Here is a 16710-nt window from a genome sequence, read left to right as displayed (position 1 = left end):
CTGCCGTACCTCTCTAGGAATACGCCGAGGGCCGCCGCACCTCGTCGGATGCGGCGGCCCATGTTTCACGTGAAACACACTTCGGCGGGCGAAATGGTCACCTACCGGTCAGACCTCGCGGCTAGCCGGTCGAGCCGCCGAAGAGATTCCCGTTTCCTCCACCGTTCCCCCCGCCGTTCCCTCCGCCGTTGGCAGAGCCCGGGCCGGTCGATTCCGTGGCCGACGGAGAGGACGTCGTCCCACCCGCTCCACCCGGTCCGCCCGCTCCGCCCGCGTCGGCACCGCCGTCGGTCGAGCAGTTCCAGGCGAACCGGCAGCTCTCGCTGATCGTGGGTGAGGGCGGAGTAGACGGCTCGCTGGGCGTCTCGCTCGGCGTCTCGCTCGGCGTCTCGCTCGGCGTGATGCTCGGGGTCGGCGTCGGGGACGGAGCGCCCGCCTCGTCGGCGATCTGACCGATCTTGGTCGCCTTCGGGAAGCCCAGGTCGTTCTTGCCCTCCAGAGCGGACTTCATGTACTCGGTCCACACCGAGGTCGGGATGTCACCACCATGGATGGACGCCACGCCCGCCGTGCCGTTCATGGAGAGCAGTTCTGCGTCCTTCGGGTTCTCACGGAACATCGCGACCGAGGTCGACAGCTGCTGCGTGTAGCCGACGAACCAGGCCGACTTGTTGCTGTCGGTGGTGCCGGTCTTGCCCGCCGCCGTACGGCCCAGGGCCTTGGCGTTGGTACCCGTACCGTTCTGGATCACGTTCTCCAGCGTGTCCGTCACGTTGTTCGCGACGTTCTCGGGCATCGCCACCGTGGCCTTCGGCTTGTTGAAGCCCGGCAGGTCGGTTCCGGCCTGCTTGACCTCGGTCACCGAGTACGGGTCCGTGTGCTTGCCGGACGCGGCGAAGGTCGCGTAGGCGTCAGCCATGCGGATCGCGCTGGGGGTGGACGTACCGATGGCGAACGACGGATTGAGGTCCTGCGACATGCTGGCGGGCAGGATCCCGGACGCCTGGGCCATGTCCCGCACCTTGGTCATGCCGACGTCCACGCCGAGCTGCACGAACGGCGTGTTGATCGACTGCTCCATCGCCTTTCGCAGGCTGATGTAGCCCCAGGGGTATCCGCTCTCGTTCCTCTGCCGGAAGATCGAGTTGTCCTTGTTCAGGTAGTACGTACCGTCCGGCCGCCGCACCTTGAGATTGTCGTCGCCGTTGTACTTGCTGAGCGGCGAGACCCCTTCGCCATCGGTCTTGTACGTGCCGTGTTCCATGGCCGCGGCCAGGACGAACGGCTTCCACGTCGAACCGACGGGGACACCGGAGGTGTCGGCGTTGTTGGTGAAGTGGTTGTTCTCATAGCCGGCACCGCCGTACAGGGCGACGATCTTGCCGTCATTAGGGACGACCGATGCCGCACCGAACTGGACGTACTTGTCCTTATCCCGGTGCTTGGGGTCGAGGCGCGCCTTCTGGACCTTTTCCACGGCCGCGCTCAGCGCGTTGACCTTGTCCTTGTCGAAGGTCGTGTAGATCTGGAAGCCGCCCTGGTCGAACCGTGCCTCCGTGATGTTGGAGTGCGCGAGGACGTACTTCTTGGCCGTGTCGGCGAGGTAGCTGATCTGGCCGGTCATCCCCCTGGTCGCCTTGCGGCCCTGGGGCATCGGGTACTTCTTGATCGCTTGCTGGTACTCGGCGTCGGTGAGGTGCTGGTCCTTGTGCATCTCCCCGAGGATCCAGCCCCAGCGATCCTGCGACCGCTTCAGGTTGGCTTCCCTGGAGGCCGCGCGGTCGATGTCCGGGTTGCCGGCGGGGTCGTAGTAGGTCGCGCCCTTCAGCAGGGCCGCCAGGACCGCGCACTGGCTCGGCGTGAGCTCCTTCGCGTCCACGCCGTAGTAGGTCTGGGCGGCGGCCTGGATGCCGTACGCCCCACGGCCGAAGTAGGAGGTGTTCAGGTAGCCCTGGAGGATCTCCGGCTTGGTGAACTTGGTGCCCACCTTGACCGAGATGAACATCTCCTTGAACTTACGGGTGATCGTCTGGTCCTGGCTGAGGTAGGTGTTCTTGACGAACTGCTGGGTGATCGTCGAACCACCCTGCGTCTCACCGCCCTGGGCCATGTTGACCAGAGCGCGGGCGATGCCCTTGAAGTCGACGCCGGGGTCCGTGTAGAAGCTCTTGTTCTCCGCCGAGATCACCGAGTACTGCATCGCCTTGGGGATCTGGTCGATGGTGACGTTCTGCCGGTTGATGCCGGTGCCCGCCGTGACCATCTGCTTGCCGTCGGCCCAGTAGTAGACGTTGTTCTGGGACTTGGCCGCGGTGTTCTCGTCAGGGACGCCCACCATGGCGTATCCGACGCCGACCAGCGCCACCAGGCTGCCGAAGAAGGTGATGCACAGGCCGGAGACGAGCTTCCAGGACGGCACCCAGCGATGCCAGCCGAACCTGTTCGCTCTCGGGTAGTCGATCAGGCGCTTCTTGGCGGGCGCCGCGGGCGTCCGGCCTCTGCCACGCCCCGGCCCGGCAGGACCACCGGGACCGCGGCTTGCGTTGTCGGGGGTTCTGCGGCGGCCTCCGGTGTTCCTCTGCGCCGCCCGGCGTGCCTCGGCTCGGCCGCCGTAGGGGCGCTCTTCACCTCCCGAGTCCTGGGAATCCGATCCGTAGGAACGGGACCCATAGGAGTCGGAAGAAGACCCGGTGGCGCCTCGCGGGGCCGCACGGCGGCCGGCGGACGGGTCGGACTGGCCGCGTCGGGCCGCGGCACGTCCGCCTCCCTGCGGCTGCTGCGGTTTGCGACGGTGCTCGCTCATCGAACGATTACTCCTCGGGCAGGCGCACCCGTGCGCGCCTGGAAACGGCGGCTGGTTTCCGGTCCCCCCGAAGTACGGATGTGGTCGGTCCTGCATTCACCCGTACTGCACCGGGGACAGGGACGCCCCCCAGGCGTCACTTGGTTCCCGGTGGTCTGCATGCCGCACAGACTACGCACCGCCAAAACCCGCCGAGCCCCGAAGTTCACCCCAAATCAGGCAAGTTGCCTCCTGCGAATCGGTGATGTGATCCCGTTCACCGTCGTTCCTCTTGTCGCACCGGGATCGCCGATCTATCGTCGTGATGTATCGAGCCGATACATCAGAGCGAGATAAGCGCATCAGAGACGAGAGGAGGCGACCATGAGCCGACGGTCCGGCATCCTTGAGTTCGCCGTACTCGGCCTGCTTCGCGAGTCCCCGATGCACGGCTATGAGCTGCGGAAACGACTCAACACGTCACTGGGCGTCTTCCGGGCGTTCAGCTACGGGACGCTCTATCCCTGCCTCAAGACGCTGGTCGCCAACGGCTGGTTGATCGAGGAACCGGGAAACACCACCGAGGACGCCCTCGCCGCACCGCTCGCCGGACGCCGCGCCAAGATCGTCTACCGGTTGACGGCCGAAGGTAAGGAGCATTTCGAGGAGCTCCTCTCCCAGACCGGCCCCGACGCCTACGAGGACGAGCACTTCGCCGCCCGGTTCGCCTTCTTCGGGCAGACCTCGCGCGACGTGCGGATGCGCGTACTGGAGGGCCGGCGCAGCCGGCTGGAGGAGCGCCTGGAGAAGATGCGCGCTTCGCTGGCGCGTACCAGGGAACGCCTCGACGACTACACGCTTGAGCTCCAGCGCCACGGAATGGAGTCCGTGGAGCGCGAAGTGCGCTGGCTGAACGAGCTCATCGAGAGCGAGCGGGCCGGACGGGACATGAAGAGTCCCGCTTCCGGGGGGTCCGCTCAGCAGAACACCACCAATGGAACGTCGGGCAACCTGCCCCGGTCCGGGGCGACCCGGCCGGATTTGCCCGACGACACCGCCACGTGAGCCCGGTCAGGGCCTCACTCGTACACACAGGGAGCAACCGGAATGGGTTCGGTTCGCGTAGCCATCGTCGGCGTGGGCAACTGTGCCGCGTCACTGGTGCAGGGCGTCGAGTTCTACAAGGACGCTGACCCGGAGACCAAGGTCCCCGGCCTCATGCACGTTCAGTTCGGCGACTACCACGTCGGCGACGTCGAGTTCGTCGCCGCGTTCGACGTCGACGCGAAGAAGGTCGGTCTTGACCTCGCGGACGCCATCGGCGCCTCCGAGAACAACACCATCAAGATCTGTGACGTCCCGAACACCGGTGTGACCGTCCAGCGTGGCCACACCCTCGACGGTCTGGGCAAGTACTACCGCGAGACGATCGAGGAGTCCGCGGAGGCCCCCGTCGACGTCGTCCAGATCCTCAAGGACAAGCAGGTCGACGTCCTCGTCTGCTACCTGCCCGTCGGTTCCGAGGACGCGGCGAAGTTCTACGCCCAGTGCGCCATCGACGCCAAGGTCGCCTTCGTCAACGCCCTTCCGGTCTTCATCGCCGGCACCAAGGAGTGGGCGGACAAGTTCACCGAGGCGGGCGTCCCGATCGTCGGCGACGACATCAAGTCGCAGGTCGGCGCGACCATCACGCACCGTGTGATGGCGAAGCTGTTCGAGGACCGCGGAGTCCGTCTCGAGCGCACCATGCAGCTGAACGTCGGCGGCAACATGGACTTCAAGAACATGCTCGAGCGCGACCGCCTCGAGTCGAAGAAGATCTCGAAGACGCAGGCCGTCACCTCGCAGATCCGCGACCGCGAGTTGGGCGAGAAGAACGTCCACATCGGCCCGTCCGACTACGTCGCGTGGCTCGACGACCGCAAGTGGGCGTACGTCCGCCTCGAGGGTCGCGCCTTCGGCGAGGTCCCGCTGAACCTGGAGTACAAGCTCGAGGTCTGGGACTCCCCGAACTCCGCGGGTGTCATCATCGACGCCCTGCGCGCCGCGAAGATCGCCAAGGACCGCGGTATCGGCGGCCCGATCCTCTCGGCCTCCTCCTACTTCATGAAGTCCCCGCCGGTGCAGTACTTCGACGACGAGGCCTACGAGAACGTGGAGAAGTTCATCCGTGGGGACGTCGAGCGCTAGCTCGACCCAGCGCCGGAAGCTGACGTCCGTCGCTCGCAAAAAATCGCTCCTGCCAGGGCTGTGAGAGTCCCCGGGTCCGCCGACCCGGGGACTTTCCCCATGTGTGAGGCTGTGCCCCATGCCCGTCGTCCGCGACCTGCGTGGCCTGCTGCGCCTGCGGGATTTCCGTTGCCTCCTCACCGTCCGTCTGCTCTCCCAGGGCGCCGACGGTGTCTATCAGGTCGCGCTCGCCACGTACGTCGTCTTCTCCCCGGAGAAACAGACCTCACCGGCCGCCATCGCCTCGGCGATGGCGGTCCTGCTCCTTCCGTACTCACTCGTGGGCCCCTTCGCCGGTGTCCTGCTGGACCGCTGGCGCCGCCGCCAGGTCTTCCTGCACGGCAACCTGATACGCGCGGTGCTCGCCGCGTTCACCGCCGTCCTGATGGCCGCCCAGGTCCCCGACTGGCTCTTCTACGTCTCCGCCCTGTGTGTCACGGCCGTCAACCGCTTCGTCCTGTCGGGGCTGTCCGCCGCCCTTCCGCGTGTGGTCGACACCGACCGTCTGGTGCTGGCCAACTCCCTGTCCCCGACCGCGGGAACCCTCGCCGCGACGGTGGGTGGAGGTCTAGCCTTCGCCGTTCGGCTGCTCGGCTCCGACTCCGATGCCGCGGTGGTTCTGCTGGGCGCGACGCTGTACCTGTCCGCTGCCCTCGCCTCGCTGACCATGGCTCCCGGACTGCTCGGCCCCGACCGGCACCCGGCGCAGCCGAGCCTGGCAACGGCCGTGATCACCACCGCACGTGACCTCCGGGAGGCGATACGACACCTCGCGGCCCCCCGGCGCCGCGAGGCGGTCTGGGCGCTGATCGCCATGACGGTCATGCGCTTCTGTTACGGCGCTCTGCTCGTCCTGGTGTTGATGCTCTGCCGCTACGCCCTCTCGTCCGACCCCGACGACGGGCTCGGGCTGCTGGGGCTGGCGCTGGGCATCTCCGGCGCCGGCTTCTTCACGGCGGCCGTCGTCACTCCGTGGGCGGTGGGACGGCTCGGCTCCGGACGCTGGATCATGGTGTGCGCCGCGGCCGCCGCTGTACTGGAACCAGCTCTGGGACTCCCGTTCACGACGGTCCCCATGCTCGTCGCCTCCTTCGTCCTGGGGCTGATCACCCAGGGCGCCAAGATCGCCACCGACACCATCGTCCAGTCCTCTGTCGATGACGGTTTCCGGGGCCGGATCTTCTCCGTGTACGACGTCCTCTTCAACGTCGCCTTCGTCGGCGCGGCCGGCGTCGCCGCCCTGATGCTCCCGCCGGACGGCCGCTCCGCCACTCTCGTCATCACCGTCGCACTGATCTACGTCGGGGTCGCATCGGGCATGGCCCGCTTCGAGCGCCGCTGAGGTCGGCCGTATCGGCGCCGGTACGACGAGGGGTGATGTTTCACGTGAAACATCACCCCTCTTAACGCACGGCCGGGTCGTGTTTCACGTGAAACATGACCCGAACCCTCAGCCCTGCTCGGCCCACCACTCCTTGAGCGCGCCCACCGCGGCCTCATGCTCCATCGGCCCGTGCTCCAGCCGGAGCTCCAGCATGTGCTTGTACGCCTTGCCGACCTCGGGACCCGGCCGGATCGCCAGGATCTCCATGATCTGGTTGCCATCGAGGTCCGGGCGGATGGCGTCGAGCTCCTCCCTCTCCTGAAGGTCGGCGATCCGCTCCTCCAGGCCGTCGTAGGCACGGGAGAGCGCCGCCGCTTTGCGCTTGTTCCGGGTGGTGCAGTCGGAACGGGTCAGCTTGTGGAGACGGTCGAGGAGAGGACCCGCGTCACGGACATAGCGGCGCACCGCGGAATCCGTCCACTCACCGGCGCCGTAGCCATGGAACCGCAGATGAAGTTCGACCAGCTGTGAGACGTCCTTCACCAGTTCGTTGGAGTACTTCAACGCCGTCATACGCTTCTTGGTCATCTTCGCCCCGACCACCTCGTGGTGATGGAACGAGACACGGCCGTCACTCTCGAAGCGGCGGGTGCGCGGCTTGCCGATGTCGTGCAGCAGCGCGGCGAGACGGAGGGTGAGATCGGGGCCGCTCTGCTCCAGCGCCATCGCCTGCTCCAGGACGATCAGCGTGTGGTCGTAGACGTCCTTGTGGCGGTGGTGCTCATCACTCTCCAGACGCAGGGCCGGGAGCTCGGGCAGGACATGGTCGGCCAGCCCCGTGTCGACGAGCAGCGTCAGCCCCTTCCGGGGATGAGCCGAGAGGATCAGCTTGTTCAGTTCGTCCCGGACCCGCTCGGCCGAGACGATCTCCAGACGCCCCGCCATGTCCTTCATCGCGGCGACGACCTCTGGTGCCACCTCGAAGTCGAGCTGAGCCGCGAATCGGGCGGCTCGCATCATGCGCAGCGGGTCGTCCGAGAAGGACTCCTCCGGTGTCCCCGGGGTGCGCAGGACACGTGTCGCCAGGTCGTCCAGGCCGCCGTGCGGATCGATGAACTCCTTCTCCGGCAGGGCCACCGCCATGGCATTGACCGTGAAGTCACGCCGGACCAGGTCCTCCTCGATCGAGTCGCCGTAGGAGACCTCCGGCTTGCGCGAGGTGCGGTCGTACGCCTCGGAGCGATAGGTGGTGACCTCGATCTGGTAGCCGTCCTTCTGCGCCCCGACCGTGCCGAAAGCGATACCGACCTCCCAGAGGGCGTCCGCCCAGGGACGGACGATCTTCAGTACCTCCTCGGGTCGGGCGTCGGTCGTGAAGTCCAGGTCATTGCCGAGCCGGCCCAGCAACGCGTCCCGGACCGAGCCACCGACCAGGGCGAGCGAGAACCCGGCCTCCTTGAATCGCCGGGCGAGGTCGTCGGCGACGGGCGCGACCCGCAGCAGCTCGCTCACCGCGCGCTGCTGCGCCAGGCTCAGGACAGAGGAAGGGGTGTCATCATTCGCGTTCGGCACAACAGAACAGGGTACGTGCCCCGAGCGCCCCGAAGCTCCTCCATATACCGGCGGCGTCCCACACAGGACCTCCGTACGAGGAGCGTGGGACAGCTCACTCCAAACCCGCACAGGGGCAGCGCTCAGCGCGTACAGGAGTCTCCCGACGATACTGGATATAGGGGACGGTGCGGTCTCCTCCCACGATCTTGTGGAGCACACCGCGGCACTTCCGCTCAGCGCGCCTCGTTACCATGCGTGGACGCACATTCCGACGACCATTGACGATGACGAGGGACGGACGAACGCGTGGCCGAGGCGGCAGACTTCCAGGGGACGCCCTCACCTGCCCGTCGCTGGCTGCGGCGCACCGGGGCACTGCTCGCGAGTGCGCCTCTGCTGGCCGCATTGGCGCAGCTGCCGGCCGCGACGCCGGCCCAGGCGGCCGACTCGGACACCGTGTCCGTCGCCCTGGACTCGCTCAGCCCCAGCGCCCCCAGTGACGGCGGCACCGTGACGGTCTCCGGCACGGTGACCAACAACGGCAAGCAGGCCGTCACAGGCGCCCATGTGGACCTGCGGGTGGGTTCCCGGCTCAGCGCGCGCTCGGCGATCGACGCGGCGGCCCGGCATCCCGACGACCTCCAGTCGGACCTGGGCACCGCGATCGGCGGCAAGTACACCGAGGACTTCGACTCGCTCGTGCCGGGCGTCGCCGAGCACTTCAGCATCTCCGTGCCGGTGGACAAGCTCGACCTCGGCCAGGACGGCGTGTACCCGTTCGGCGTCTCGCTGTCCGGCCAGACGTCCGCTCAGCCGTGGGACCAGGTTCTCGGCATCCAGCGGACCTTCCTGCCCTGGCAGTCCTCCGAGGCGGACACGCAGACCAGGACGACGTTCCTGTGGCCCCTGATCTCCGATGTCCACGTGACGGCGAAGACGGGGGCGGGCGAGCTGCAGACGCCCGTCTTCCTCGATGACGACCTCGCCAAGGAGATCTCGCCCGGCGGACGGCTGGCGCAGATGCTGGCGCTCGGCAAGGACCTGGACGTCACCTGGGTGATCGATCCGGACCTGCTGGCCTCCGTCGACGCGATGACCCGCAGCTACCGGGTCCAGGCCTCCGGAGACGGCACCACGGCGGGCACCCACCAGGCGGTGGCCAAGCAGTTCCTGGCCGACCTGCAGAGCTCGGTGGCGGACAAGGAGGTCGTGGCCCTTCCCTTCGCCGACCCGGACCTCGCCTCCCTGGCGCACAACGGCACCAGCGTGACCGGATCGCTGAGCCATCTCAAGGACGCGACCGACGTCGCGGCCACCACGGTGGAAACTGTGCTCCATGTCACACCGAGCACGGATTTCGCCTGGCCCGTGAACGGCGCCGTCGACCCCTCGATCATCAAGGTCGCCACCTCGGCGGGCGCGGACAAGGTGATCGCCCGCAGTGACAGCCTCCAGGAGACGGGCGGGCTGTCCTACACGCCCTCCGCGGCCCGCCCGATCGGCGGCGGAACGACGGCGGTGGTCGCGGACGCACGGCTGTCCACGGCGTTCCAGGGCGATCTGACCAACGCCGACTCCAACACCCTCGCGGTGCAGCAGTTCCTGGCCCAGAGCCTGGCGCTGAACGCGCAGAACGACAAACAGCGCAGCATCGTCGTCGCACCGCAGCGGATGCCGTCGTCGGCCCAGATCCAGGCGATGGCGACGGCGATCACCGCACTGCAGGACAGCAACTGGTCGCAGCCCCAGGATCTCGCGGCGGCGGCCAAGGGCAAGCCCGACCCCGGCGCGACCACGAAGATCCCCTCGTCGTCCGCCTACCCCTCCTGGCTGCGAAAGCAGGAGCTGCCCCGGACGGCCTTCGAGCAGATCGCCCGCACCCAGGACAAGCTCGACAACTTCCAGGTGATCCTCACCAACCAGTCCCGGGTGGTGACGCCCTTCGGGCGGGCCATAAACCGTGAGATGTCCACGTCGTGGCGGGGCCGTGCCAACGAGGCGGCCACATTCCGCACGGGCGTGGAGTCCTGGCTCGACAGCCTCATCGGCCAGGTCAAGCTGATCGACAAGTCCGAGACCAAGCTCTCCGGCCGCAGCGCCACCATCCCGGTGACCGTCCAGAACAACCTGGTGCAGGGCGTCGACCACCTCGTGCTGCGGCTCAGGTCGACGATGCCCACCCGACTGGAGATCGGCGGCAAGGCCTACTACGAGCAGCCGGTCGAGGTCTCCGGCGGCCACACCCAGTCCGTGAAGTTCTCCACATCGGCCAACGCCAACGGCAGGGTGGAGGTCATCGCCCAGCTCTACACCGAGGACGGCCAGGAGTTCGGCGCTCCCGTGCAGTTCGACGTGAAGGTCACCGAGGTCACGCCCACCGTGATGCTGGTCATCGGCGGCGGCGTGCTGCTGCTGGTGCTCGCCGGGTTCCGGATGTACACCCAGCGCAAGCGGGCGGCCGCCCGCCGCGCCGCGGAAGGCGCCGAGGAGGGCGACGGCCCCGACGAGGCGGGCGAGGAGACCCCGGACGCTCCGCGGAGCCCGGAGGGCCCCGAAGCCCTGGCGGACGCGGAATCCGACGACACCGGCCGCCCCGGGAACTCCCACGGCCATGAGGATCGTCTCCAGGAAGAGTCCGAGGCACGCTCGGGGGCAGACGACCCTGAGCAGCCGAGTGACCCGACACCGGACACCGCACCGGAAAGCGCCGACCCGTCCGGAACGGGTGAGAGAGTGGACCGTTGAGCGATGTCGTGGCCGGTGTGGCCCGGGACGATGAGGTGGGGTAACCATGAACGCGCCGTACGACGGTGAACGCGGCCAGGGCGCGGCCGGTTCGGGCTACCCCGAGCCGCCGCCGGAGGCCGGCCAGGTCCCGCCGCAGCACGCGGCTGACATGTACCTCCAGGACGCCTACGACCAGGACCCCTACCGGGCGCAGGACCTCTCCGCCCAGGACCCCGTCGCCGAGGCGCTCTACGACCGCGCGGCCCACCCGCCACCGCCCCCCGGCATGTACCCGCAGCAGCCGCTGTACGGCCCGCCCGCCCAGTCGCCCTACGCCCCCGACCCCCAGGTGTGGGCCCAGACCCCGGCTCCCGAACCCGCCGGCCCGACCCAGTACCTGCCGTATGGCGACAACCCGCGCACGACCCAGTTCGTGGGGGTGGACGACCTCGTCACGCACTCCGGTGAGGAGCACCACGAGCCGGACGCCTTCGCGCACCTCTTCCGCGACCAGCAGCAGGGCGGCGGCAACCCGCAGACGGACCCCCGGTCCGTTCCCGGTCCCGGAGGCCGGCACCCGGGGACCGCCGGCCAGTACCCCCAGTCGGCGGGCCAGTACCCGCCGGCGCAGCAGGGCCCCTCCCCGCAGAACCAGTACCAGGCTCCCCAGTACGCGCCGCCCCGGTACCCGCAGGGCCCGTCCGGGCCCGAGACCCCCGTCACCGAGCCGGTGTCCGCCCCGGCGGCGCCCACGGCGTCCTCGGCCCCCACGGCCAAGAAGGGCGGGCGCGCCTCCGGGCTGCTGAAGTCCAGTGCGGTGATGGCGGCGGGCACGATGGTCTCCCGCCTGACGGGTTTCGTCCGTTCCGCGCTGATCGTCTCCGCGCTCGGTGTGGGTCTGCTCGGTGACACGTTCCAGGTCGCCTACCAGCTGCCGACGATGATCTACATCCTGACGGTCGGCGGCGGCCTCAACTCCGTCTTCGTACCGCAGCTGGTGCGGGCCATGAAGGAGGACGAGGACGGCGGCGAGGCGTTCGCGAACCGTCTGCTGACCCTGGTGATGGTGGCGCTCGGCCTGCTGACCGCGGCCACCGTCGCGGCCGCGCCCTTCCTCATCCGCCTGCTGTCCGACTCGGTCGCCAGCGACCCGGCGGCGAACGAGGTCGGCGTCACCTTCGTCCGCTACTTCCTGCCCTCGATCTTCTTCATGGGCATCCACGTGGTGATGGGTCAGGTCCTCAACGCGCGGGGCAAGTTCGGCGCGATGATGTGGACCCCGGTCCTCAACAACATCGTCATCATCGTCACCCTCGGCCTGTTCATCTGGGTGTACGGAACCGCCGCCCACTCCGGGATGAAGGTCACCACGATCCCCCCGGAGGGCCAGCGACTGCTCGGCCTCGGAGTGCTGCTCGGCCTGGTGGTCCAGGCCCTGGCGATGATCCCCTACCTGCGCGAGACCGGCTTCCGGATGCGGCTGCGCTTCGACTGGAAGGGCCACGGCCTCGGCAAGGCCGCCACGCTCGCCAAGTGGACCGTGCTGTTCGTCCTCGCCAACCAGGCGGGTGCGCTGGTCGTCTCCCAGCTGTCGACCTCGGCCGGGAAGAAGTCCCCGGTCGACGGCACCGGCTTCGCCGCCTACGCCAACGCCCAGCTGATCTGGGGGCTGCCGCAGGCCATCATCACGGTCTCCCTGATGGCCGCACTGCTGCCCCGGATCTCCCGCTCGGCCGCCGAGGACGACACCGGTGCGGTCCGCGACGACATCTCCCAGGGCCTGCGGACCACGGCCGTCGCGATCGTGCCCATCGCCTTCGGGTTCCTGGCACTCGGCATCCCGATGTGCACCCTGATCTTCGGCTCCTCGGGCACCAGCGAGGCCACCAACATGGGCTTCATGCTGATGGCCTTCGCCCTCGGCCTGATCCCGTACTCGGTGCAGTACGTCGTCCTGCGCGCCTTCTACGCGTACGAGGACACCCGCACCCCCTTCTACAACACGGTCATCGTCGCCGCGGTCAACGCGGGCGCCTCGGTCACCTGTTACCTCCTGCTGCCGGCCCGCTGGGCGGTGGCCGGCATGGCCGCCTCCTACGGCCTCGCCTACGCGATCGGCGTGGGCGTCGCCTGGAAGCGCCTTCGCAAGCGGCTCGGCGGCGACCTGGACGGCTCCCGCGTCACCCGTACCTACGCGCGGCTGTGCATCGCGTCCGTGCCGGCCGCTCTGCTCAGTGGTGCGGCCTGTTTCGGTATCGGCCACACTCTGGGGCAGGGCGTGATCGGCTCCTTCGCCGCGCTGCTGGTCGGCGGGGTCGTCCTGATCGGCGTCTTCTACGTCGCCGCGCGCCGCATGCGGATCGAGGAGCTCAACTCCCTCGTGGGTATGGTGCGCGGGCGTCTGGGGCGCTGAGGTAGGGGTACGCGCACAACCATCGGCCGCCGCCGTGTGTCGTGCATAGCGGCAGACTGTGGGCACAATTGGTTTCGGCGTCGGACAGCGTGCAACGGATGGGGAGGCAGGGAACGACGGTGGCGGAACGCAGCACGGCTGCCGTCGACGTGGCAGACAACAGCGGTGACAAGCCGCTGACCGCCAAGGCGGAGCAGTCCACGGCCGACGGGGTGGCCCAGAACCCGGAGCGGGACACGGACAGCGAACAGGTACAGGGGAACGGCACGACCGCGAGTCAGGCGAAGCAGGTCTCATCTCCCGAACTGCACAGCGGTCACAAACTCGCCAGACGCTACCGTCTTGAGGAGTGCGTCACCCGTCTGGACGGATTCAGCAGCTGGCGTGCGGTCGACGAGAAGCTGCGGCGTGCCGTCGGCGTGCACATCCTGCCGGCCGACCACGTGCGTACCCGGGCCGTGCTGGCCGCCGCCCGGTCCGCGGCGCTGCTGGGAGACCCGAGGTTCGTACAGGTACTGGACGCCGTCGAGGAGAACGACGTCGTCTACGTGGTGCACGAGTGGCTGCCCGACGCCACCGAGCTGACGGCGCTGCTCGCGGCCGGCCCGCTCGAACCGCACGACGCCTACCAGATGGTCAGTCAGATCGCCTCCGCGATGGCGGCCGCGCACCGTGAGGGGCTGGCCCATCTGCGGCTCAACCCCAACGCCGTGCTGCGTACCTCCACCGGCCAGTGGCGCATCCGCGGCCTGGCCGTGAACGCGGCGCTGCGTGGCATCAGTTCCGACACCCCGCAGCGCTCCGACACCGAGGCGATCGGCGCCCTGCTGTACGCCGCCCTCACCCAGCGCTGGCCGTACCAGAGCGACGCCTACGGCCTTCCGGGGCTGCCCAAGGACGTCGGCCTGATCGCCCCCGACCAGGTCCGTGCCGGCGTCCACCGCGGCCTCTCCGAGCTCGCCATGCGGGCGCTGGTCAACGACGGGGCCACCGCCTCCCGCCACGAGTCCCCGTGCACCACGCCGGAGGAGCTGGTGAAGGCGATCGGCGAGATGCCCCGCATCCGGCCGCCGGAGCCCTCGTTCACGGCGCCGCCCGAGTACCAGCGCACCACGTACCAGCAGGGCACCTACGGCCGTCCGGCGACTCCCGGCGGCACCCAGGTCATCCAGACCCCGCCGCCCCCGCTTCAGAGCCGTACCGGCAAGGCCCTCAAGTGGGCGGTCTCCGCCCTGCTGATCGCCGCCCTGGGACTGGGTAGCTGGCAGCTGGCGGACGCCCTGATGGACCAGGGCGACAAGTCCGGCGACACCACGAACACCAAGACGACCGACGACGGCGACAAGAACAAGGTCAACCCGGCGCCCGTCGCCCCGATAAAGATCCAGAACGCCCAGGAGTACGTCGTCGACGGCGGGGCCCAGCATCCGGGCGACGTCAAGCTGACCTACGACGGCAGCACCGCGACCTCCTGGCGCACGAAGACCTTCACCGAAGGTCCGGAACTGGCGCCGTACAAGGCCGGTGTGGGCATCGTGTACGACCTCGGCTCCGCCAAGGAACTGACCACGGCAAGCCTGGGGCTTCGCTACGCTGGCGATCACACGACGGTCGAGTTGTACGCGGCCGACTCGCTGGCCCCCGGGTCACTCGACTCCATGACGCAGATCGGCAAGGTCACGACCACCGGGAACACCGCCACGGTGAAGGTCAGCAAGAAGACCAAGAGCCAGTACGTACTGGTGTGGATCACCGCGGTCCCGAAGTCGGGCCCGGACCCCGCCACGTATTCGGCAGCCGGCTTCAAACAGGCCATCACGGAAGTGAAGTTCACGGGCTGACGCTCACCGCAGGCACTGAAGGCGCAGGCGCTGAGACGGAGGCACCGAAGGCGGAGGGGCACATGGCGGAGGGGGCCGGATACGACGGTGTGAGCGATCAGGATCTGCTCGCCCGCCATGTGGAAGGTGACCCCGACGCCTTCGGTGAGATCGTGCGCCGGCACCGGGACCGGCTCTGGGCGGTCGCGCTGCGGACCCTGGGGGACCGCGAGGAGGCCGCGGACGCCGTCCAGGACGCCCTGGTCTCCGCGTACCGGGCCGCCCACACCTTCCGTGGCCAGTCGGCGGTCACCACCTGGCTGCACCGCATCACGGTCAACGCCTGCCTCGACCGGGCCCGCAAGGCGGCCTCCCGGAAGACCGCTCCCGTCGACGACACCGAACGGCTGGAGCAACTGCTGGAGCCGCATGAATCGGCCTCAGCTCCGGCTGAGCGCAACGATCTGCACCGCCAACTCCTCGAAGCCCTCGGCACGCTCCCGCACGATCAGCGTGCCGCTCTGGTCCTGGTCGACATGCAGGGCTATCCCGTCGCGGAAGCCGCCCGCATCCTCGATGTGCCCACCGGAACGGTGAAGAGCCGCTGTGCTCGTGGCAGAGCCAGACTCCTGCCGCTGCTCACTCATCTGCGGCCGGAAAAAACCGCCGACCAGAAAGAACCCGACCCGGCACGGAACCGGGCGGAGGGGACATCCGTCCCACCGGCAGCGAGGCCCGGGAACGGGGGCTCGCACCAGACCGGGCCGAGTGATTCGGCCGCAGTGAAGGGCGGAGGTGGGCGAGCGTGACTGCCACGACAGACACGACCGGGCACCCGGATGTCACGGAGATCTCCGACCTCACCGAAGGCCTGCTCCCGGACGCCCGCACCGCGGAAGTGCAGGAGCACCTGGACGGATGCGAGCTCTGTGCCGATGTCCACGCCTCCTTGACGGAGATCCGGGGACTGCTGGGCGCACTCCCGGAACCGCCGCGGATGCCGGAGGACGTGGCGGCCCGGATCGACGCCGCACTCGCAGCCGAGGCTGCGTCGAACACCGCGCCGCCCGAGACGCATGTTTCACGTGAAACATCGCCCGTCCCCTCGCCCTCGCCGGACCGTCCCGCCGGACGGTCGAGCGGTTCGACGGGTCCAGGCCGCAAGGGCCGAGGACAAGGACAAGGGCAGGCGCAGGGACAACGTGGCCGACGTGGACGGACCGTCGCACTCGGCGCTGTCCTCACCGCGGCCGTCCTCGGGGCCGGTTCGCTCTTCCTCCACTCGCTCGGCGGCAACGGATCGCCGACCGCCCAGGGCAGTCCCACTCACTCCGCCGAAGGCTTCTCCAGGAGCACCCTGCAGACGGAGGTGGAGAACATCCTCGGCGGGGAGACCGGTCTGCGCGGCTCCAAGAAGCCGGATCTCGGGATCCAGGGCGAGTCCACTTCCCCCGGCTCGACGGACACGCCGTACACCACCCGGATCCAGCCCTCGGTGTCGGTGCCGCAGTGCGTCCGCCAGGGCATCGGCCAGGCAGCCGACGTCATCGGCGCGAAGCGAGGGTCCTACCAGGGCAGGGACGCCTTCCTGGTCGTGCTCCCCGACACGTCCGACAGCTCCCGGGTGACGGTCTTCATCGTGGACGCGACCTGCGAGAGCCGGCTGTCGGCCGGACCCGGCGAGGTTCTGCTGACGGAGTCGCTGGCACGCCCCTGAGCGACCCCGCAGCGGCCTCGGAGCGATCCTCCTCCAGGGGGGACGCATCGTCCGTGCTGCCGTGGAAATCCGTACGGAGTGGGATGCCCGTGTGCCCGGACACAACGGGAATGCGGGGCCCGTAGGATCCGTTGGGTGGGGTGA

Annotated in this window: 10 protein-coding genes; 8 read left to right on the top strand and 2 right to left on the bottom strand. The window is 68.7% G+C overall.

The genetic code is table 11. The annotated features are described in order from the left end of the window. Positions 1-121: 121 nt before the first annotated feature. Positions 122-2419: a transglycosylase domain-containing protein gene (locus tag ACFY3I_RS23665; RefSeq protein WP_390862465.1), complete on the bottom strand. Its 2298-nt coding sequence runs from the start codon at positions 2417-2419 to the stop codon at positions 122-124. Positions 2420-3166: 747 nt separating this feature from the next. Here ACFY3I_RS23665 and ACFY3I_RS23660 point away from each other — a divergent pair. From ACFY3I_RS23660 to ACFY3I_RS23650, 3 genes are all read left to right on the top strand, one after another. Beyond that, complete coding sequence (locus ACFY3I_RS23660; RefSeq protein ID WP_390862463.1) at positions 3167-3847, top strand: helix-turn-helix transcriptional regulator; 681 nt, start codon at positions 3167-3169, stop codon at positions 3845-3847. 42 nt (positions 3848-3889) lie between these two features. Further along, complete coding sequence (locus ACFY3I_RS23655; RefSeq protein ID WP_390862461.1) at positions 3890-4972, top strand: inositol-3-phosphate synthase; 1083 nt, start codon at positions 3890-3892, stop codon at positions 4970-4972. 118 nt (positions 4973-5090) lie between these two features. Then, positions 5091-6353 carry an MFS transporter gene (locus ACFY3I_RS23650; RefSeq protein WP_390862459.1) on the top strand — a complete coding sequence of 421 codons (1263 nt, stop codon included), beginning with the start codon at positions 5091-5093 and terminating at the stop codon, positions 6351-6353. A gap of 108 nt (positions 6354-6461) precedes the next feature. On the opposite strand, the gene ACFY3I_RS23645 is transcribed toward ACFY3I_RS23650, so the two are convergent. After that, on the bottom strand, positions 6462-7907 hold the full coding sequence (locus tag ACFY3I_RS23645) for a CCA tRNA nucleotidyltransferase (protein WP_390862457.1): 1446 nt from the start codon (positions 7905-7907) through the stop codon (positions 6462-6464). A 288-nt stretch (positions 7908-8195) separates the two neighbouring features. Between ACFY3I_RS23645 and ACFY3I_RS23640 the strand changes: the two genes are divergently transcribed. The 5 genes from ACFY3I_RS23640 (at position 8196) to ACFY3I_RS23620 (ending at position 16566) form a co-directional block, all read left to right on the top strand. Then, on the top strand, positions 8196-10634 hold the full coding sequence (locus ACFY3I_RS23640; RefSeq protein WP_390862456.1) for a DUF6049 family protein: 2439 nt from the start codon (positions 8196-8198) through the stop codon (positions 10632-10634). Positions 10635-10680: 46 nt separating this feature from the next. Continuing rightward, positions 10681-13029 carry a murein biosynthesis integral membrane protein MurJ gene (murJ, locus tag ACFY3I_RS23635; protein ID WP_390862454.1) on the top strand — a complete coding sequence of 783 codons (2349 nt, stop codon included), beginning with the start codon at positions 10681-10683 and terminating at the stop codon, positions 13027-13029. Between the two features lie 119 nt (positions 13030-13148). Continuing rightward, positions 13149-14870 carry a protein kinase family protein gene (locus ACFY3I_RS23630; protein WP_390862452.1) on the top strand — a complete coding sequence of 574 codons (1722 nt, stop codon included), beginning with the start codon at positions 13149-13151 and terminating at the stop codon, positions 14868-14870. 62 nt (positions 14871-14932) lie between these two features. Further along, on the top strand, positions 14933-15658 hold the full coding sequence (gene sigM, locus ACFY3I_RS23625) for an RNA polymerase sigma factor SigM (RefSeq protein ID WP_390862450.1): 726 nt from the start codon (positions 14933-14935) through the stop codon (positions 15656-15658). After that, on the top strand, positions 15655-16566 hold the full coding sequence (locus tag ACFY3I_RS23620; protein WP_390862448.1) for an anti-sigma factor family protein: 912 nt from the start codon (positions 15655-15657) through the stop codon (positions 16564-16566). Before sigM ends, ACFY3I_RS23620 begins: the two co-directional genes overlap by 4 nt. Positions 16567-16710: the final 144 nt, after the last annotated feature.

This window comes from Streptomyces sp. NPDC001068 (assembly GCF_042897315.1).
Classification (GTDB): Bacteria; Actinomycetota; Actinomycetes; order Streptomycetales; family Streptomycetaceae; genus Streptomyces.
Note: the sequence above shows the minus strand (reverse complement) of the source record. Positions and strands in the feature narration are given on the sequence as shown.